14 protein-coding genes are annotated in these 15,832 nt (G+C 70.3%); 4 read left to right on the forward strand and 10 right to left on the reverse strand.

Going from position 1 to position 15,832, the window contains the following annotated elements; genetic code table 11:
- Positions 1 to 34 precede the first annotated feature (34 nt).
- Entirely contained in the window at positions 35 to 796 is a 762-nt protein-coding gene (locus ACS5RC_RS19870) for a Crp/Fnr family transcriptional regulator (protein WP_478345631.1), read from the reverse strand.
- A gap of 222 nt (positions 797 to 1,018) precedes the next feature.
- Complete coding sequence (gene dinB, locus ACS5RC_RS19875) at positions 1,019 to 2,143, reverse strand: DNA polymerase IV (RefSeq protein WP_478345632.1); 1,125 nt, start codon at positions 2,141 to 2,143, stop codon at positions 1,019 to 1,021.
- A 161-nt stretch (positions 2,144 to 2,304) separates the two neighbouring features.
- On the opposite strand from dinB, the gene ACS5RC_RS19880 reads away from it, so the two are divergent.
- On the forward strand, positions 2,305 to 2,775 hold the full coding sequence (locus ACS5RC_RS19880; protein WP_478345633.1) for a hypothetical protein: 471 nt from the start codon (positions 2,305 to 2,307) through the stop codon (positions 2,773 to 2,775).
- 14 nt (positions 2,776 to 2,789) lie between these two features.
- Here ACS5RC_RS19880 and ACS5RC_RS19885 read toward each other — a convergent pair whose 3' ends face one another.
- The 4 genes from ACS5RC_RS19885 to ACS5RC_RS19900 all read right to left on the reverse strand — a co-directional run bounded on the left by ACS5RC_RS19885 (position 2,790) and on the right by ACS5RC_RS19900 (position 6,701).
- The gene (locus ACS5RC_RS19885) at positions 2,790 to 4,253 is read right to left on the reverse strand and encodes a UdgX family uracil-DNA binding protein (protein WP_478345634.1); all 1,464 of its coding nucleotides are present in this window, start codon (positions 4,251 to 4,253) and stop codon (positions 2,790 to 2,792) included.
- A gap of 17 nt (positions 4,254 to 4,270) precedes the next feature.
- The gene (locus tag ACS5RC_RS19890; protein WP_478345635.1) at positions 4,271 to 5,482 is read right to left on the reverse strand and encodes a putative DNA modification/repair radical SAM protein; all 1,212 of its coding nucleotides are present in this window, start codon (positions 5,480 to 5,482) and stop codon (positions 4,271 to 4,273) included.
- Between the two features lie 103 nt (positions 5,483 to 5,585).
- A complete protein-coding gene (locus ACS5RC_RS19895; protein ID WP_478345636.1) occupies positions 5,586 to 6,017 on the reverse strand; it encodes an OsmC family protein in 432 nt (143 codons plus the stop codon).
- A 108-nt stretch (positions 6,018 to 6,125) separates the two neighbouring features.
- The gene (locus tag ACS5RC_RS19900) at positions 6,126 to 6,701 is read right to left on the reverse strand and encodes a RecX family transcriptional regulator (RefSeq protein ID WP_478345637.1); all 576 of its coding nucleotides are present in this window, start codon (positions 6,699 to 6,701) and stop codon (positions 6,126 to 6,128) included.
- A 167-nt stretch (positions 6,702 to 6,868) separates the two neighbouring features.
- Between ACS5RC_RS19900 and ACS5RC_RS19905 the strand changes: the two genes are divergently transcribed.
- Positions 6,869 to 8,311 carry a TAXI family TRAP transporter solute-binding subunit gene (locus tag ACS5RC_RS19905; RefSeq protein ID WP_478345699.1) on the forward strand — a complete coding sequence of 481 codons (1,443 nt, stop codon included), beginning with the start codon at positions 6,869 to 6,871 and terminating at the stop codon, positions 8,309 to 8,311.
- A 45-nt stretch (positions 8,312 to 8,356) separates the two neighbouring features.
- On the opposite strand, the gene ACS5RC_RS19910 is transcribed toward ACS5RC_RS19905, so the two are convergent.
- The 3 genes from ACS5RC_RS19910 to ACS5RC_RS19920 form a co-directional block, all read right to left on the reverse strand.
- Positions 8,357 to 8,785, reverse strand: coding sequence for a hypothetical protein (locus ACS5RC_RS19910; RefSeq protein WP_478345638.1), 429 nt, complete (start codon positions 8,783 to 8,785; stop codon positions 8,357 to 8,359).
- A 109-nt stretch (positions 8,786 to 8,894) separates the two neighbouring features.
- Positions 8,895 to 12,068, reverse strand: a complete 3,174-nt coding sequence (locus ACS5RC_RS19915) for a PAS domain-containing protein (RefSeq protein WP_478345639.1) — start codon at positions 12,066 to 12,068, stop codon at positions 8,895 to 8,897.
- Positions 12,069 to 12,390: 322 nt separating this feature from the next.
- Positions 12,391 to 13,824, reverse strand: a complete 1,434-nt coding sequence (locus ACS5RC_RS19920) for an FAD-linked oxidase C-terminal domain-containing protein (RefSeq protein WP_478345640.1) — start codon at positions 13,822 to 13,824, stop codon at positions 12,391 to 12,393.
- 348 nt (positions 13,825 to 14,172) lie between these two features.
- Between ACS5RC_RS19920 and ACS5RC_RS19925 the strand changes: the two genes are divergently transcribed.
- Complete coding sequence (locus ACS5RC_RS19925) at positions 14,173 to 14,532, forward strand: c-type cytochrome (protein ID WP_478345641.1); 360 nt, start codon at positions 14,173 to 14,175, stop codon at positions 14,530 to 14,532.
- 87 nt (positions 14,533 to 14,619) lie between these two features.
- Here ACS5RC_RS19925 and ACS5RC_RS19930 read toward each other — a convergent pair whose 3' ends face one another.
- On the reverse strand, positions 14,620 to 15,111 hold the full coding sequence (locus ACS5RC_RS19930; protein WP_478345642.1) for a MarR family winged helix-turn-helix transcriptional regulator: 492 nt from the start codon (positions 15,109 to 15,111) through the stop codon (positions 14,620 to 14,622).
- A gap of 263 nt (positions 15,112 to 15,374) precedes the next feature.
- Here ACS5RC_RS19930 and ACS5RC_RS19935 point away from each other — a divergent pair, with 263 nt between their 5' ends.
- Positions 15,375 to 15,797 carry an organic hydroperoxide resistance protein gene (locus ACS5RC_RS19935; protein WP_478345643.1) on the forward strand — a complete coding sequence of 141 codons (423 nt, stop codon included), beginning with the start codon at positions 15,375 to 15,377 and terminating at the stop codon, positions 15,795 to 15,797.
- Positions 15,798 to 15,832: the final 35 nt, after the last annotated feature.

The raw sequence follows: 15,832 nt of genomic DNA on the forward strand, positions 1-15,832 counted from the left end.
GTGACGAGGTGAGAGCAACCGAAGCCGGCTTCTGTCAACCGGTCGACCACTCCACCGGTTCGATGGCGTCGAGATGGCGGCCGACACGCTCGAGGTGCAGGTAGTTCGGCGTGAACAGCGATGCGGATTGCAGGGCCGCGAGATCGGGGATGACGAGGTGGCGCCCCTTGAGCACGATCAGGCCCGCGCCACGGAGTTCCTGCAGCGTTCGGTTGATATGCACGGTCGACAGGCCCATCGCGTCGGCGAGGTCTGCCTGCGTCAGCGGGAACAGGCAGGTGTCGCCCTCGGTGAGGCCGATGCCGCGCAGGCGCAGGAACAGCTCGCACAGGAGATGCCCGAGCCTTTCGCTGGCCGAGCGCTGGCCAAGATTGACCGTCCACTCGCGCTGGATCGAGGCCGCGACCAGGGTGTCCCACCACAGGGCCTGCATCAGGCGCGGATGGTCGACCGCGATCGCCCCGAGCGCCTCGCGGGACATCTCGGCGAAGGTGACCGGCGTGAGCGTGCCGATCGAGTGATCCATCTCGCGCAGGACGTGGACATGCGTGTCGCAGAGGTCGCCCGGCAGGAAGAACGCGATGATCTGGCGCCGGCCGTCCTCAAGCTGCTTGTAGCGACAGGCCCAGCCCTCAAGGATCAGGGTGACGTGGGTCGGGTTGTCGCCCTCGCGGATGATGTCCTCGCGGGATCCGATCTGGCGCCGCTTCTCGGCGACGACGGCCTCCAACGCCTGCCGGTCCCTTCCCGACAACCGCGTGAACAGTTCCAACTTGCGGATGAAATGCCGCGCCATCTGGTCTCTCGATAGCCTCCAGAAAAGGCTAAGGCCGCGCCAACATGGTGCAACTTAACTGGGTTAATGGGAATGGCATCATCCTCAAAGTGTTGAGGCCTGTGGGAAAAAGAGGAGGACACCCGGGTCCGCGCGGGATTTTTCGGCGTTCTTCTGCGCGGACTTTGGCTCAGACGGTCTGCCGAACTGACCGGAGCGACCGCGCTGGGCGGGATTCCAGGCTTAGAGCGCGAGACCGAGCTGCTCGGGCTCCGATTCGGTGCCGTGGCTGAGGCCGGAGAGCGAGAGGCCGATCAGGCGGGCGCTGCGGGGCAGGGGATAGAGGCCGCGCAGCAGCGCGAGGCCGATCCGCTCGAGGGCGTCGCGGTCGGGAACCGGACACAGGTCGGAGCGCGCACGCGTCACCTGCGTGAAGTCGGAGTATTTGAGCTTGAGCGTCACGGTGCGTCCGCGGACGCCCTTGTGGCTGCTCGCGAGCCAGACCTTGTCGACGATCGGTCGCAAGCGCTCGGCGAGCACCGCGTAATCGGACACGTCGTCCCCGAAGGTCGTCTCCGCGCCGATCGACTTGCGCACCCGGTGCGCGCGCACCGGCCGCTCGTCGACGCCGTGGGCGAGACCGAGATAGTAGCCGGCGGCGCTCCCGAAGGCGGCGACGAGATCCTCCCGGCTCCGCGCGCGCAGATCCCCGCCGGTCGCGATTCCGAGGGCGCGCATCCGCGCCTCGGTGACCGGACCGATGCCGTGGAAGCGCCCGATCGGCAGGGTCTCGACGAAGGCCGGGCCCATCTCCGGCGTGATCACGAAGAGGGCGTTCGGCTTGCGGTGGTCCGAGGCGACCTTGGCCAGGAACTTGTTGTAGGAGACGCCGGCCGAGGCGATCAGGCCGGTGCGCTCGCGGATCGCGGCCCGGATCGCACGGGCGACCGCGGTGGCCGTGGGCAGGCCCCGGCGATTCTCGGTGACGTCGAGATAGGCCTCGTCCAGCGCCACCGGCTCGATCAGGTCGGTATGCTCGGCGAAGACCGCACGGATCTCGTCCGAGATCGCCCGATAGACTTCGAAGCGCGGCTTCACGAAGATCAGTTCCGGGCAGCGCCGCCGCGCGGTGACGGAGGGCATGGCCGAGCGCACCCCGAAGGCGCGCGCCTCGTAGCTCGCGGCGGCGACGACGCCGCGTTCGCGCGAGCCGCCGACCGCGACCGGACGGCCGCGCAGGGCCGGATCGTCGCGCTGCTCCACCGAGGCGTAGAACGCATCCATGTCGATGTGGATGATCTTGCGGAGCGCCGGCGCGCCAGGACACGGCGGGACGATGACGGCTGGCCGTGACGTCGCGTTCGTCATCTGTTCCGGATGGCGCCGCGCCGGCCCCGCCGTCAAGCCGATCGCCGCCGCCATCCACGGGGATCCGGTCGCGCCGGTGCGGTGGAGGCTTGGCGGCCGGGGCCAACGCCCTATCACTGGATCAGCCGTTTGGGCACAGGTCGCGTAAGGACGGATCGGCGATGAGGAACTGGAGCCAGACCCTGACCCGGCGCGGGGCATGCGCCGTCGGCGCACTCGTCGTCCTGGGTGCCCTGAGCACGGATGCGTCCGCCGAATGCGTCCGCCGCATCTACAACCGCTCGTCCTACGTGCTGGTGGCGAGCCGCGACGGCGGCCCGCCCGTGACCCTGCTGCCCGGCCGCTCGGTGCCGATCCGTCTGGCGCATCCCGGACGGATCAGCCTCTCGGCCTATTGCGGCCTCCCGGGCGACGCGGCGGCTGCGCCCATCGCCCAGACCAGCTTCGACTACGAGGCGGTGCTCGACCGCTGCTTCATCCGCTTCGGCAATCAGTTCCTGACGCGCGAATTCGGGCGCGGCATGTTCGGCACGCAGGGAACGGCGCCTTTCACGGTGAACAATCCCAACCCGGGCGACGTCATCCTCGGGCCGTTCGAGGCGGCCTGCCCCTTCGTGAGCCGCAGCGGCTGAGCCCTCAGGACAGGCTAGGCCGCCAGTTCCCGTCCCAGCGCCTCGACGCGCCGCAGGTCGTCCACGAAGGCCGCGTAGGCCTCTTCCTTCGCCTCGTCGGGCAGGCGCAGGAGATAGGACGGGTGGACCGTGATGAAGCCCTGGAAACGGTTGTCGAAGCGCTCGAACCGGAACGGGCCGCGGGCGCGCGTGATGGGCACGGCCTTGCCGGTCAGCGCCAGCACCGCCGTGGCACCGAGCGCCACGACGAGGCGCGGCGCCACAAAGTCGAGCTCGCGATCGAGCCACCAGCGATAGTGGCTGACCTCGCCGGCCGTCGGCTTCTGGTGGATGCGGCGCTTGCCGCGTTCCTCGAATTTGAAGTGCTTGACCGCATTCGTCAGGTAGCTCGCGCCGCGGTCGATCCCGGCCTCGGCCATTGCGCGTGACAGGAGCTGCCCGGCGGGCCCGACGAAAGGACGCCCCTGGCGATCCTCCTGATCGCCCGGCTGCTCGCCCACGAAGGCGATCGTGGCGCCGACCGGCCCCTCGCCGAGCACGGCCTGCGTCGCGCCCGGCACCAGGGGAGCGCTGCGCCGGATGATGGCGTTGAGCGCGTCGAGCGAGGTCGGGTCCTGATCGGACATCGCCGCGACGGCGCGGACGGGATCACGCTTCGCCGGCACGCTGGGCTCCCTCTCGATCATCGCCGCGGTCCTGGGCGCGGCCGCCCGCACGAGAGCCGGAATCGCCAGCGTCTCGGGCATGTTCCGCCAATACTTCTTCGGCATCTCGGCCCGCATCGCCCGCAGGTTGGTGCGGGCCGGGTTAAAGGTGCTCTCGTAATAGTCGCGCCAGCCGGCCTCGAAGCCGTCGCCGGCCGGCAGGTCCTCGCGACGGCCGGGCGGCCCGAAGCGGAGCGCCTCTCCGTCCCAATGGGCGCTGGCCTCCGGCGTCAGGATGGACCAGGAGAGCGCCCGGAAGCGCTCCACGAAGAACGGCGCCGCGGCGGCGAGGATGTGGTGATCGGGCTCGAACCAGGCGCAGAAGCGCTCAGCCCCCTCCGCGTCCGAGCGCCGGAAGCGAAGGAACGCGTGCATCTTGTGAAGATCCCGCGCGATGGCCTTCCGCATCAGGTTCAGGCGATGGACGAGCGGGTCGCTCGCGACCTCGAGCAGGTGCCGCTCGCCCGCGTTCACCCGGTGGATGAGGGCGTAGAGCAGCGCGTAGCGCTCGGGATCGCGGTGGGGCACCACCATCGGCACGAGGTCGGCGACGGCGCGGGGAAGGCGGAGCGGAGCCGCCTCTGTGGGCGCCTCCGCCAGCGCGCCGAACAGGCCGTCCTGCCCGATCGTCCAGGCGACGCGCTCGGGAGGAATTGCCTCGGCCGCAAGGCGCCGGGCGGCGGCACGAAAGCCGTCGAGATCCGCACCGGGCCGCAAAGCCACGGCGCAGATCCGCTCCGGCGCGTGCGCGGGATCGCGCGTGGGGTCGCGCATCTGCGCCACGCCCCCCATCAGAACAGGCTCAGTTGCTCGGCCGGCGGGGCGAGTTGCGCCCGCAAGCCGAGGCGGTCGGTCGCCGCGCCCGGGGTGTAATCCGCCGCGACCAGGAAGGGCCGCGCCCGCTTCAATCCCGATGTCAGCCGGCCGATGTCGTCGAGGCGCAGGCTGGCGTGGCGGCGGGCCTTCACGATCTTGTCGACCGCCCGCGCCCCGAGCCCCGGCACGCGCAGCAGCATCTCGCGATCCGCCCGGTTCACATCGACGGGAAAGCGCGCCCGGTGCTTGAGCGCCCAGGCCAGCTTCGGGTCGATGTCGAGGGCAAACATGCCGTCCTCGGCGGCATCCGCCACGTCGTCGGGCGAGAATTCGTAGTACCGGATCAGCCAGTCGGCTTGGTAGAGGCGGTGCTCGCGCTGGAGCGGCGGAGGCTTGAGCGGCAGGATCGCCGAGCCGTCCGGAATCGGGCTGAAGGCCGAGTAATAGACCCGCTTCAATCCGACCGCGTCGTAGAGATGCGCGCTCTTGCGGATCAGCGCCTCGTCGGTGGTGGCATCCGCGCCGACGATGACCTGGGTCGACTGGCCGGCCGGCGCGAAGCGCCGCTTCTCGGCCTTCGCCTCGACGATGCGCTCCCCGATCTGGGCCATCGCGCCCTGGATCGCGGCGCCGTCCTTCTCCGGCGCGAGGCGCTCCAGGCTCGCCTCCGTCGGGAGCTCGACATTGATCGAGAGCCGGTCGGCATAGAGGCCGGCCTCCTCGATCAGCCAGGGGCTCGCCTCGGGAATCGACTTCAGATGGATGTAGCCGGCAAATCCGTGGTCGCGCCGCAGCGACTTGGCCACGCGGGTGAGCAGCTCCATCGTATGGTCGGGCGACTTGATGATGCCGGACGAGAGGAACAGCCCCTCGATATAGTTGCGCTTGTAGAACTCGACGGTGAGCCGAACGACCTCCTCGACGGTGAACTTCGCCCGGCGCACATTGGACGAGCGCCGGTTCACGCAATAGGCGCAGTCGAACAGGCACCAGTTGGTGAGGAGAATCTTGAGGAGGGAGACGCAGCGCCCGTCCGGCGTGTAGGCGTGGCAGATGCCGGCTCCCGTGGTCGAGCCGAGCCCGTCCCGGCCCGCGGCGCGCTTCGGCGCTCCGGACGAGGCGCAGGACGCATCGTATTTCGCGGCATCCGCCAGGATGCGCAGCTTCTTCGCCAATGTCTCGTCCATCGAACAAACAATGAACGGTTCGGCCGCGAAGGCAAGGCCGGCACGGGCGCCGTCCCGGAGCGCGATGCCGCACCCCGGATCGGGGCACGGCACCGGCCGGGGCTCAACCCTGCTTGAGCGTCGCCTTCAGGGTGATCTCCGCGTTCAGGACCTTCGAGATCGGGCAGCCGGTCTCGGCCGCGTGCGCCAGCTCGTCGAACTTGGCCTGATCGATACCGGGGATCTCAGCGGTGAGGGTGAGGGCCGACTTCGTCACCTTGAAGCCGTCGCCGTCCTTCTCGAGGGTGACGACGGATTCGGTCGTCATCTCGGTGGCGGCGAGCCCGGCGGCCTGGAGCTGGAAGGCCAGCGCCATGGTGAAGCAGCCGGCATGAGCCGCCGCGATCAGTTCCTCGGGGTTCGTGCCCGGCTTGTCCTCGAACCGGGTGTTGAAGCCGTAGGGCTGGTCCTTGAGCACGCCCGATTGCGTGGTCAGCTGCCCCTTGCCCTCTTTGCCATTGCCCTGCCAGACGGCGTGCGCCCTGCGATTGATCATGCTCGCTACTCCCTGCGATCGCCGGCCCGCGCAGGCTCGCACGGGCTCGGATCCCGGCAGCGGAGTTAGGCGCGCCGCCCGCCGCTTCCAGCGACGATGCGCGCGGTCTCAGGCGAGCGGGTCCTCCGCGTCCTCGGCATCGACGGTCCGGCGCGCGAGAGCGTAGGCGAACCCGGCCCGCGCCATCGCCGCGAGGTCGCGCTCGCGATGGGCGGCGCGCTGGTCGGGCCGCCGGAAGGGCCCGAGACGCCGCCGCTTGGCATAGGCCCGGGCGGCCTCGGCCTCGACCGCCTGCGGGTCGTCGCCCGCGCCCGCCTGCTCCTCCGCGATTGCCGCGTCGACGACTTCGCGGCCGACGCCCTTGGCCGCGAGCTTGGCGGCAGCCCCCCGCCGCGAAGTCCCGCGCCGCCGCAGGGTGGCGAGGCGGGCGCGGGCGAAGCGGTCGTCGTCCACCAGACCCGCGGAAACGGCCCGGACGACGGTCGCGGCGATCATCTCGGCGAAGGCCGAGGGATCCTCGCCCCGGGCGCGGGCACGTTTGTCGACGCGCCGCGCCAGCGTCCGCCGCAGCATCTCCGACGAGGCGCTGTAGCGCTCGAGGTAATGCAGCGCCGCGCGCTCGAGATAGGCCGCCGTGACGGGCGGCGGGGGCTTCGGATCGGAACGCTGATCGGGCTGCGTCATCGTGGACGGGCCGTTCTCCGGGGAAGGCGGGCGGTCATCGGCAACGATGTCGCGCGTCACGGGTTCTTCACGATCTGGACAGGATTGGGTTGCATGGTGCCATCATGCAACGCACGCAGCGCGACAGGATCGAGCATGGCCTCATCCACGCAGTGTCGGCATTCGTCTTGAGACGCGAGTGGATTCTCGTCCTGCTCGCCCTCGGACTGGCCGCCTCGGCGGCCGGGGTCTTCTACCTGTCGCGGCCGACGACGCTGATCGTGGCCGTGGCGCCGCAGGACGGCTTGGAGGCGGGCCTCGTCGAGGCCTACGCCAACGCTCTGACCCGTGCCCGCGAGGACGTGCGGCTCAAGATCGTCCGCTACGGCGACGTGCATGACAGCGGTGCCGCGCTCCAGGCCGGGGGCGCCGACCTCGCCATCGTGCGGCCCGACGTGTTCCTGCCCGAGAACGGGCTGACCCTCGCCATCCTGCACGACGAGGCGCTGGTCGTCGCCGCGCCCGAAGCCTCCGACATCGACGATTTTCCCGATCTCGCGCGCAAGCGCATCGGCGTCGTGGTGCGCCACGGCGCCGACCTGCCCTTCATCACCAACATGCTGGCCTTCTACGATCTCGCCGTGGCGGCCTCCGACTTCCCGGCTGGGGAGGAGCCCCCGGCGGGCCACGTCGCGCTGGTCCAGCTGAAGCCCGGCGAGGTCACGGCGGCCATCGCCGAGAAGCGGGTCGACGTGGTGGCGGTGATCGCCAGCCCGTCCTCGAAGCCGGCCGTGGCGACGGTGCGGGCCGTCGAGGTCGGCGCGCCGGACCACAAGGTCGGCCTCGTCGCGGTGCCCGACACGGACGCGATCCTCCAGCGCTATCCCGAGCTGCAAGCCGTCACCATCCCGGCCGGCACCTTCGGCGGTCGTCCGAAGCGTCCCGCCGAGGAGGTCAAGACCGTCGGGGCCTCCTACCGGCTGATGGCCCGCAGCGCGGTGAACCGCGTCACCGTCGCCTCCGTCACCCAGCACCTGTTCGAGTGGCGCTCGCGCCTCGCCACCGTCGCCCCCGTCGCCAAGCTGATGAAGGCGCCCGACTTCGACTCGACCGTGGCGGCGACCTCCGCGCGGCTGCCGAACCATCCGGGCGCGGTCGACTATTTCGAGCGTGAGCAGCAGACGTTCCTTGAGCGCTACGAGGATTACATCTACCTGTTCGCCTTCTTCGGCGGCACCATCGGCTCGGGGGTGGCCTGGCTCGGCCAGCGCCTCGCCCGCAAGCAGCGCGAGCGCATCGACTTCGTGCTCGACCGCCTGCTCGACGTGATGCGCGAGGCCCGCGCCGCGACGCGGGCCGAAGATCTCGATGCCCTCGCGATCGAGACGGACGGGCTCGTCGCCGACGTGGTCCAGTACGCGCGGGAGCGCAGCATCGATGCCCGCACGGTCAGCGCGCTGATCCTCGCGGTCGACGCCGTCCACGCGGCGATCACGGATGCGCGCCGACAAGTCGCCGTGCAGCGCGGCTCTCAGGATGGCGAGCCCGCGACCGGCGAGGACACCCTGCGCACCGGCGCCCGCGCCCGCACCGCGCGCCTCCTCAGCCTCAGCCTCCCGGCCGCCGAGTAGGCACCGCCCGCACTCGGGAAATCCCGATCGAGTCAGATCTCGTCCTCATCGCGCGGCCGGATAGAGGCCGAGGCGTTGCCGTGCGGCGATATCGGTTTCCCAGCTCGCCTTTTCGACCCAGGTGTCGTCAATCGAATCGTACGGCCTCGACGAATCCATGAAACCGTGCGGCTCACCTCGGAAGCCGATCCGCCACTCGAAGGTGACGCATCGTTCCGGGCCACCCGGGCTTCCCGTGTAATGATGCAGGGGAACGCCTCGGCAGGTCACTGAGGCACCGATCCGGGTGCAGGTATCCGGATGGATGGTCTGAGCGATGACCAGGGACGGCACGTCCAGTCGAGCGAGCGACGTCAAGAATCCCGGATCACCCGCCAATCCCGAGCGTTGGTCCTGGACGCAGCTCACGACCGACGCTGCCAGCAGCGAACTGAGTGCGACGGCAGAGAGGCCTATCGCCATCGATCGCCGCATGGCGAATCCTCAGGACACGAGATTGCGGTGGACAGACTCGGCGTGAAGATTTCGCATCCGCGCTGGATCGCCGCCGCCAGCCACGCGGTTCGGGTCGGTCCCCACATGCCTATCCCTCGATGATCTCGCGGATCCGCGTCGCCAACGCCTCCACCGGGAACGGCTTGGTGATCATCTGCATCCCGGGATCGAGCAGGCCGTTTCCGAACATCGCGTTCTCGGCGTAGCCGGTGATGAACAGCACCTTCAGGTCCGGGCGGCGGACCCGGGCCCGCTCGGCCAATGTCCGGCCGTCGAGACCCGGCAGGCCGACATCGGTGACCAGAAGATCGATCCGTCCGCCGCCCTCGAGGAGGGCGAGGCCCGCCGGGCCGTCCGCCGCCTCCAGCGCGAGATAGCCGAGATCGTGCAGCACCTCGACGATCACGTCGCGCACCACGGCCTCGTCCTCGACCACCAGCACCGTCTCGCCCCGGCCCTCGGGCACCGCGGCGTCGCCCGCCGCGACGTGGTCCGGCACGGCCGGACCGCGGAAGCGCGGCAGGTAGAGCTTCACCGTGCTGCCCTGTCCGGGCTCGGAGTAGATCTTGGCATGCCCGTCCGATTGCCGGGCGAAGCCGTAGATCATCGAGAGGCCGAGGCCGGTGCCCTGGCCCATCGGCTTCGTGGTGAAGAACGGGTCGAAGGCCTTCGCCACGATCTCGGGCGCCATGCCGATGCCGGTGTCGGTCACGCAGACGCAGACGTACTGGCCGGGCACGATCCCCGGATGGAGGCGCGCGTAGGCCCGGTCGAGATGCGTGTTGCAGGTCTCGACGACGAGGCGCCCGCCATCCGGCATCGCGTCCCGGGCGTTGATCACGAGGTTGAGGATGGCATTCTCGAGCTGGTGCGGATCGCAGAGCGTGAGCCAGAGCCCGCCGGCCGTGACGATCTCGAGATGGATCCGCTCGCTCAGCGACCGGCGCAGCAGATCCTCCATCCCGAGGATCAGGGCGTTGGCGGCCACCGGGCGCGGCTCGAGCGGCTGGCGGCGGGCGAAGGCGAGCAGCCGGTGGGTGAGGGCGGCGGCCCGGTGCGCCGAGGCGAGGGCGGCACCGACGTATTTCTCGACCTGGTCGATGCGGCCCTGACGGATCCGGGTCTGCATCAGGTCGAGGGAGCCGACGATGCCGGTGAGGAGGTTGTTGAAGTCGTGTGCGATGCCGCCGGTGAGCTGGCCCACCGCCTCCATCTTCTGCGCCTGCCGCAGCTGGCCCTCGGCCTCCCGTTGCTCGGTGATGTCGCGGCCGACGATGTAGAAATGGGGACCGTCCGGCACGGCCGACCACATCACCGTGCGGTAGCCGCCGTCCTGGCAGAGCACCCGGTCGACGAACCCGTACACGCTCTCGCCGGCTTGCAGCTGTGCGAGCACGGTCGCCATCGTGGCGTGGTCGGCCGGATCGACGATCTCGGCGAAGGGCCGTGCCAGGAGCGCCTCCCGGCTCCAGCCGAGCATGCGGGTCCAGGCCGGGTTCACCGCCTTCAGGAAACCGTCGAGCCCCGCGGTGCCCATCAGGTCTGAGGTCGTCTCCCAGAGGCGGTCGCGCTCCTGCGTCCGCATCGCGACCTCGCGCGTCAACGCCGCCTCGACGGCGCGCCGCTCCGTGATGTCGTGGACGAAGATGTACAGGCCGTCGACCGCACCGGCATTCGAGCGCCGCGGCAGGAAGCGGATCGCCGTGATCCGCGAGCGGCCCTGGAGGTCCGGCCAATCCGTCTCGAACTGGACGTCCTCGCCGCCGAGCGCCCGCTCGAGCTGGGGGCGCCGCGCCGCGAAGATCGCCTCGCCCAGCACCGCGTGCATCGGGCGGCCGATCACGGCCTCCGGCGCGATCCCGAGCCAAGTCCGGTAGGCGGCATTGGCGAAGCGGTAGATCAGGTTCGCATCCACGAAGCCGATCAGGATCGGCAGGATGTCCGCGATGAGCCGCAGCTCCGCCGCCCCGGCGCGCACGGCCTCCTCGGCGCGGCGACGCGCGTCGATATCGTCGATCGCCACGACGCCGCCGATCAGCCGGCCGGTGCCGTCCTCCCGGATCGGCGCGCTGGCGAGGCGCAGCCAGGCCATGCTGCCGTCGCCGCGGCGATAGAGGACGTCGGCCGCGTCGGGCTCGCCCGTCCGGACCGTGCGCGCCAGGGGCAGGTCCGCGGCGGCGATCGGTTGCCCCTCCGCATCGAGCGCCCCCCAGCGGGCGTGGCTCGCGAGATCGGGCGTCTCGTGGATCGGATGGCGCAGGATCTCGGCGACCCGGGCGTTCCCGTCGACGACGCGGCCCGACGGCGCCTCGGCGATGACGAGCCCCGCGGGCACCGCGTCGAACACCGCGCGCAGCCGCGCCTCGCTCGCCGCCAGCGCCTCGGTGGCGCGCCGCGTCTCGGTGATGTCGAAGGAGGCGCCCGGGAACCGGGCGGGCCGTCCGTCCGCGTCGTAGATGCAGCGGCCCTGGGCGGTCACCCAGCGGGTGTCGCCGGCCCGGACCAGACGATATTCCTGCACGAAGTCGGCGCCGGTGCGGATCGCCGTCGCGATGGCGGCCTGCACGCGGGCGGAGTCGTCCGGGTGGATCCCGTCGAAGAAGGCGCCGATCGGCGCTCCGTGCGCCGCAGCCTCGGGATCGACGCCGTAGAGGCGGGCGAAGCGCGCGTCCGCGGTGACGCTGTCGGCGGCGATGTCCCAGTCCCAGGTGCCGATGCTGTTGCCGGCCGAGAGGGCGTGTTCCAGCCGCTGCTCGCTCGCCTGGCGCCTGCGCTCGGCGAGCACCTGGGCGGTGGTCTCGGCGGTGATGCAGACCATGCCGGCCACCGCCCCCGCATCGTCGTGCACGGGGGAGTAGGAGAACGTCCACCAGGTCTGTTCCGGCTCTCCGAAGCGCCGCATGACGAGGGGCAGGTCGCGCACTGCGACGGGCTTTCCCGCGAGGGCGCTCGCGCAGAGCGGTCCGACATCGTCCCAGAGATCGGCCCAGAGCTCCGGGAACGGGGTGCCGAGCGCCCGCCCGATGCGGTCTCCCAGGATCGGACGGTAGGCGTCGTTGTAGAAGCTGACGAGGGCGTCCCCCCAGGCGAGGTACATCGCGCTCGGGCAGGCGAGCAGGGTCGCGAGCGTCGTGCGCAGCGAGACGGGCCAGTCCGAGATCGGTCCGAGCGGACTCGCGGACCAGTCGCGGCCGAGGATCTCGCGTCCCGTCTCGCTGGCCTCGGCTAGGCGCCGGAAGGCCGGCGGCAGCCCGGCGCTCACGGGCGGGCGCCCGCCCTCGTGAGGCGCGATGCCGGTGTGTCGCGCGCGTCGATGATGCCTGCCGGAATGTGCGGACGGTCCATGCGCCACGCATGTGGGGATCGGCCGCGCGAGTCAACGCGCGCGGCGCACCGGCTCCCGTGCCGCCTCAGCCGGTGAGGCCGATGGCCGCGCCGGCACCGGCCGCCGCGAGCACGACGCGCCAGGGCGGCACCCGCAGCGGGCCGAGCGCCGCGAAGGCAGAGAGACCGAGGCCGAGGCAGGCGCGGAAGGCCTCGGCCGCGCCGCGTCGCGGCGGGGATCGCCGCCGTGTCCCCGGCGCTCAGGCGGCGACGCGCCCGTCGAGCGGGAAGACCTTGGCGGGATTCATGAGCCAGCCCGGGTCGAACACGTTCTTCACACGCATCTGCTGATCGAGATCGGCCTGGTTGTACTGGAAGCGCATCAGCTCCCGCTTCTCGATGCCGACGCCGTGCTCGCCGGTCAGGCAGCCGCCCACTTCCACGCACAGCTTCAGGATCTCGTCGCCCGCGGCTTCCGCCTTCTCCATCTCGCCGGGCGTGTTGATATCGAACAGGATCAGCGGATGCAGGTTGCCGTCGCCCGCGTGGAAGACGTTGGCGACGCGCAGGCCCTTGCCCGCGCAGATCGCCCCAATCCGCTCCAGGACGGGGCCGAGCTGCCCGGTCGGGATGGTGCCGTCCATGCAGATGTAGTCGGAGATCCGCCCCGTTGCGCCGAACGCCGACTTGCGCCCCTTCCAGATCGCGGCCGATTCCGCTTCGGAGCGCGAGACCCGCACGCTGGTCGGGCGGTAATCCTGGGCGATCGCCTCGATGCGCGCGAGCATCGCGTCGCACTCGGCATCCGAGCCCTCGACCTCGATGATCAGCATCGCCTCCGCGTCGCGCGGGTAGCCGGCCTTGGCGAAATCCTCGGTGATCAGGATCGCCTCGCGGTCCATGTACTCGATCGCCACCGGGATGATGCCAGCCGCGATGATCGCCGCGACGCAATCGCCCGCGTCCTCCACCCGCCGGAAGCCGACGAGGACCGGGCGGGCGCCCTCCGCCGCGCGCAGGATCCGCACGGTCGCCTCGGTGACGATGCCGACCTGGCCCTCAGAGCCGCAGACGAGGCCGAGGAGGTCGTAGCCGGGGCTGTCGAGGTGGGCGCCGCCGATCTCGACCACGGTTCCGTCGTTCATCACCAGGGTGACGCCGAGCAGGTTGTTCGTGGTGACGCCGTATTTCAGGCAATGCGCGCCGCCGGAATTCATCGCGATGTTGCCCGCGATGGTGCAGGCAAGCTGGCTCGACGGATCCGGGGCGTAGAAGAAGCCCTCGTGGCTCACGGCGCCGGAGATCGCCAGGTTGGTGATGCCGCTCTGCACCCGCGCGGTGCGGTTGGCGTAGTCCAGGTCGAGCACGCGGGTCATCTTGCCGACGCCAAGGATGATCGCGTCCTCCTGCGCGATGGCGCCGCCCGCGAGCGAGGTGCCGGCGCCGCGCGGCACCACGCGGACCCCGTTGGCGTGGCAATAGGCCATCACGGCCGAGACCTCGGCGGTGGTGGAGGGCAGCACCACGGCGAGCGGCAGCTTGCGATAGGCGGTGAGCCCGTCGGTCTCGAAGGCACGGCGCTCGTCCTCGGTCGTCACCAGCGCCTCGGGCCCGACGAGGGGACGCAGACCGGCCAGGATCGATTCCCGCCGTGCCAGGATCTTCGGATCGGGTTCAGGAAAGCGGATCGACATCGGCCTCTCGCCTCGCGCGTTCATCCCCGGGGGCCATCGCGGCGCGGCGAGCCGGCCATGACGGCGGCGGCTTCAGCCTCCGCTCAGGTTCGATCCGCGAGGATCACCTGTGGAAGGAACGGGCCGCATCGAAGTCCATCCTAGCGGATCGGGAGAGCCGGCGCATCCACGTCGCGTTGCGCCGAGGTTCTCTGAAGATGAGCTGAGAAACGGAACCGCGACGCGGCGCGGATCTTCCTCTCCGCGGAGCAGCGCCAATCGCGAACCGGGTCGCAGTCTCGACCTGTTCTAAGGGCCGAAGCTCTGCCATAAGACCGGTGGCGTCCCCGCCCAATGGAGGAAAAACAGATGCGTCATATGATCCTCGGCGCCGCGCTCGCGCTGCTTCTGCCCGTCGCCGCTCATGCCGAGGGCGATGCCGCGGCCGGCGAGAAGGCCTTCGCGCCGTGCAAGGCGTGCCACAATTTTCAGAAGAACGGCGTCGGCCCCGACCTGAAGGGCGTCGTCGGGCGCAAGGCCGGCACCTACGAGGGCTACAGCTACTCCGCCGCCCTGAAGAATTCCGGCCTCACCTGGGACGAGGCGAACCTGCACGAGTGGATCAAGGATCCCAAGGCGAAGGTTCCGGGCACCAAGATGGTCTATCCGGGCCTCAAGGACGACAAGAAGCTCGACGACCTGATCGCCTACCTCAAGACCCAGTCCTGATCGGCATCCAGGCCGCAACCAAGCACGCCCGGTCCGGCCGTCCCCGCCCCGCGGGGGCGGCCTTTTCGTAAGGGCCGCCGACGCGCCTCAGGCAGCGCCCTTGTGCAGCCCCTCGCGCAGGGTGACGAGGTGGTCGAGCAGCGATTTGCGACCGTCGAGATCGAGCCCGGTCATCCCGCCGGCCTGACCCGGCACGCAGGCGAGCTGGTCGCGCAGGGCACGACCCTCGTCCGTGAGGAAGATGCTGACCTGCCGCTCGTCCACGCGGTCGCGCGACCGGCGCACCCGGCCCGAGGCTTCGAGGCGCTTGAGCAGCGGCGTCAGGGTGCCGGAATCGAGAAACAGCCGCGTCCCGATCTCCTTGACCGTGAGCCCTTCCTCCTCCCAGAGCACCAGAAGCACGAGATACTGTGGATAGGTGAGGTCGTGCTCGCCGAGCAGGACCCGGTAGGCCCGTCCGAAGGCGTGGGCCGCCGCGTAGACCGCGAAGCAGAGCTGATTGTCCAGACGCTGCGGATCTGCCGAATCGATCGGCCGCGTCGGCACATCGAGGTCCGGACCCCCGCCACGCGTCGACATCCGAGGCTTCGGGGAGGACTGGGCTGGCATCAATACACAACTCCTGTTCGGCAGCCCGCCCTTGCTGCGCGCACCTCATGTCGGAATGCAATATCGTAGCCATAACGCTGTGACGACACAATGTGCGTTGCGTCGCGCCGATGTCGATTGCGCACAATGTAGAAAGCCGGTATGACGCCGTTATCGATTGCGCGCAATCGATAACGCGGGGCGGCGGCCCGGCGCCGCGCGCGATCGACGCCCCTTCACCACAGGAGATCCCGATGCAGGCCCTCTACACCGCAAACGCCCATGCCACCGGCGGCCGTGAAGGTTCGGCGGCCACGACCGACGAGCGCCTGTCGGTCTCGCTCGCGACGCCGAAGGAGCTCGGCGGCAGCGGTGGCCCGGGCACGAACCCGGAGCAGCTCTTCGCGGCGGGCTATGCCGCCTGCTTCCTCGGGGCGATCAAGTTCGTCGCCGCCCAGGACAAGGTGAAGATCGCCGAGGATGCGAAGGTCGAGGCGACCGTCGGAATCGGCAAGCGCGACGACGGCACCGGTTTCGGGCTGACGGTGGCCCTCAAGGCGACGCTGCCCGGCATCGACCACGCCCAGGCCGAGGATCTCGTGCGCCGTGCCGACGTGGTCTGCCCGTACTCGCACGCCACCCGCGGCAACATCCGGGTCGACGTCTCGGCGGCCTGAAGCCCTCAGGGCGGCCCGGATTCCGGGCCGCGCAT

It is taken from the genome of Methylobacterium sp. HJ2, assembly GCF_056431005.1.

Coding starts and splice junctions, on each gene's coding strand:
- dinB (WP_478345632.1), bottom strand. CDS start 2,143: ATGACGAACGCGACGTCACGGCCAGCCGTCATCGTCCCGCCGTGTCCT.
- ACS5RC_RS19885 (WP_478345634.1), bottom strand. CDS start 4,253: ATGCGCGACCCCACGCGCGATCCCGCGCACGCGCCGGAGCGGATCTGC.
- ACS5RC_RS19880 (WP_478345633.1), top strand. CDS start 2,305: ATGAGGAACTGGAGCCAGACCCTGACCCGGCGCGGGGCATGCGCCGTC.
- ACS5RC_RS19900 (WP_478345637.1), bottom strand. CDS start 6,701: ATGACGCAGCCCGATCAGCGTTCCGATCCGAAGCCCCCGCCGCCCGTC.
- ACS5RC_RS19935 (WP_478345643.1), top strand. CDS start 15,375: ATGCAGGCCCTCTACACCGCAAACGCCCATGCCACCGGCGGCCGTGAA.
- ACS5RC_RS19930 (WP_478345642.1), bottom strand. CDS start 15,111: ATGTCGACGCGTGGCGGGGGTCCGGACCTCGATGTGCCGACGCGGCCG.
- ACS5RC_RS19870 (WP_478345631.1), bottom strand. CDS start 796: ATGGCGCGGCATTTCATCCGCAAGTTGGAACTGTTCACGCGGTTGTCG.
- ACS5RC_RS19910 (WP_478345638.1), bottom strand. CDS start 8,785: ATGCGGCGATCGATGGCGATAGGCCTCTCTGCCGTCGCACTCAGTTCG.
- ACS5RC_RS19895 (WP_478345636.1), bottom strand. CDS start 6,017: ATGATCAATCGCAGGGCGCACGCCGTCTGGCAGGGCAATGGCAAAGAG.
- ACS5RC_RS19890 (WP_478345635.1), bottom strand. CDS start 5,482: ATGGACGAGACATTGGCGAAGAAGCTGCGCATCCTGGCGGATGCCGCG.
- ACS5RC_RS19920 (WP_478345640.1), bottom strand. CDS start 13,824: ATGTCGATCCGCTTTCCTGAACCCGATCCGAAGATCCTGGCACGGCGG.
- ACS5RC_RS19925 (WP_478345641.1), top strand. CDS start 14,173: ATGCGTCATATGATCCTCGGCGCCGCGCTCGCGCTGCTTCTGCCCGTC.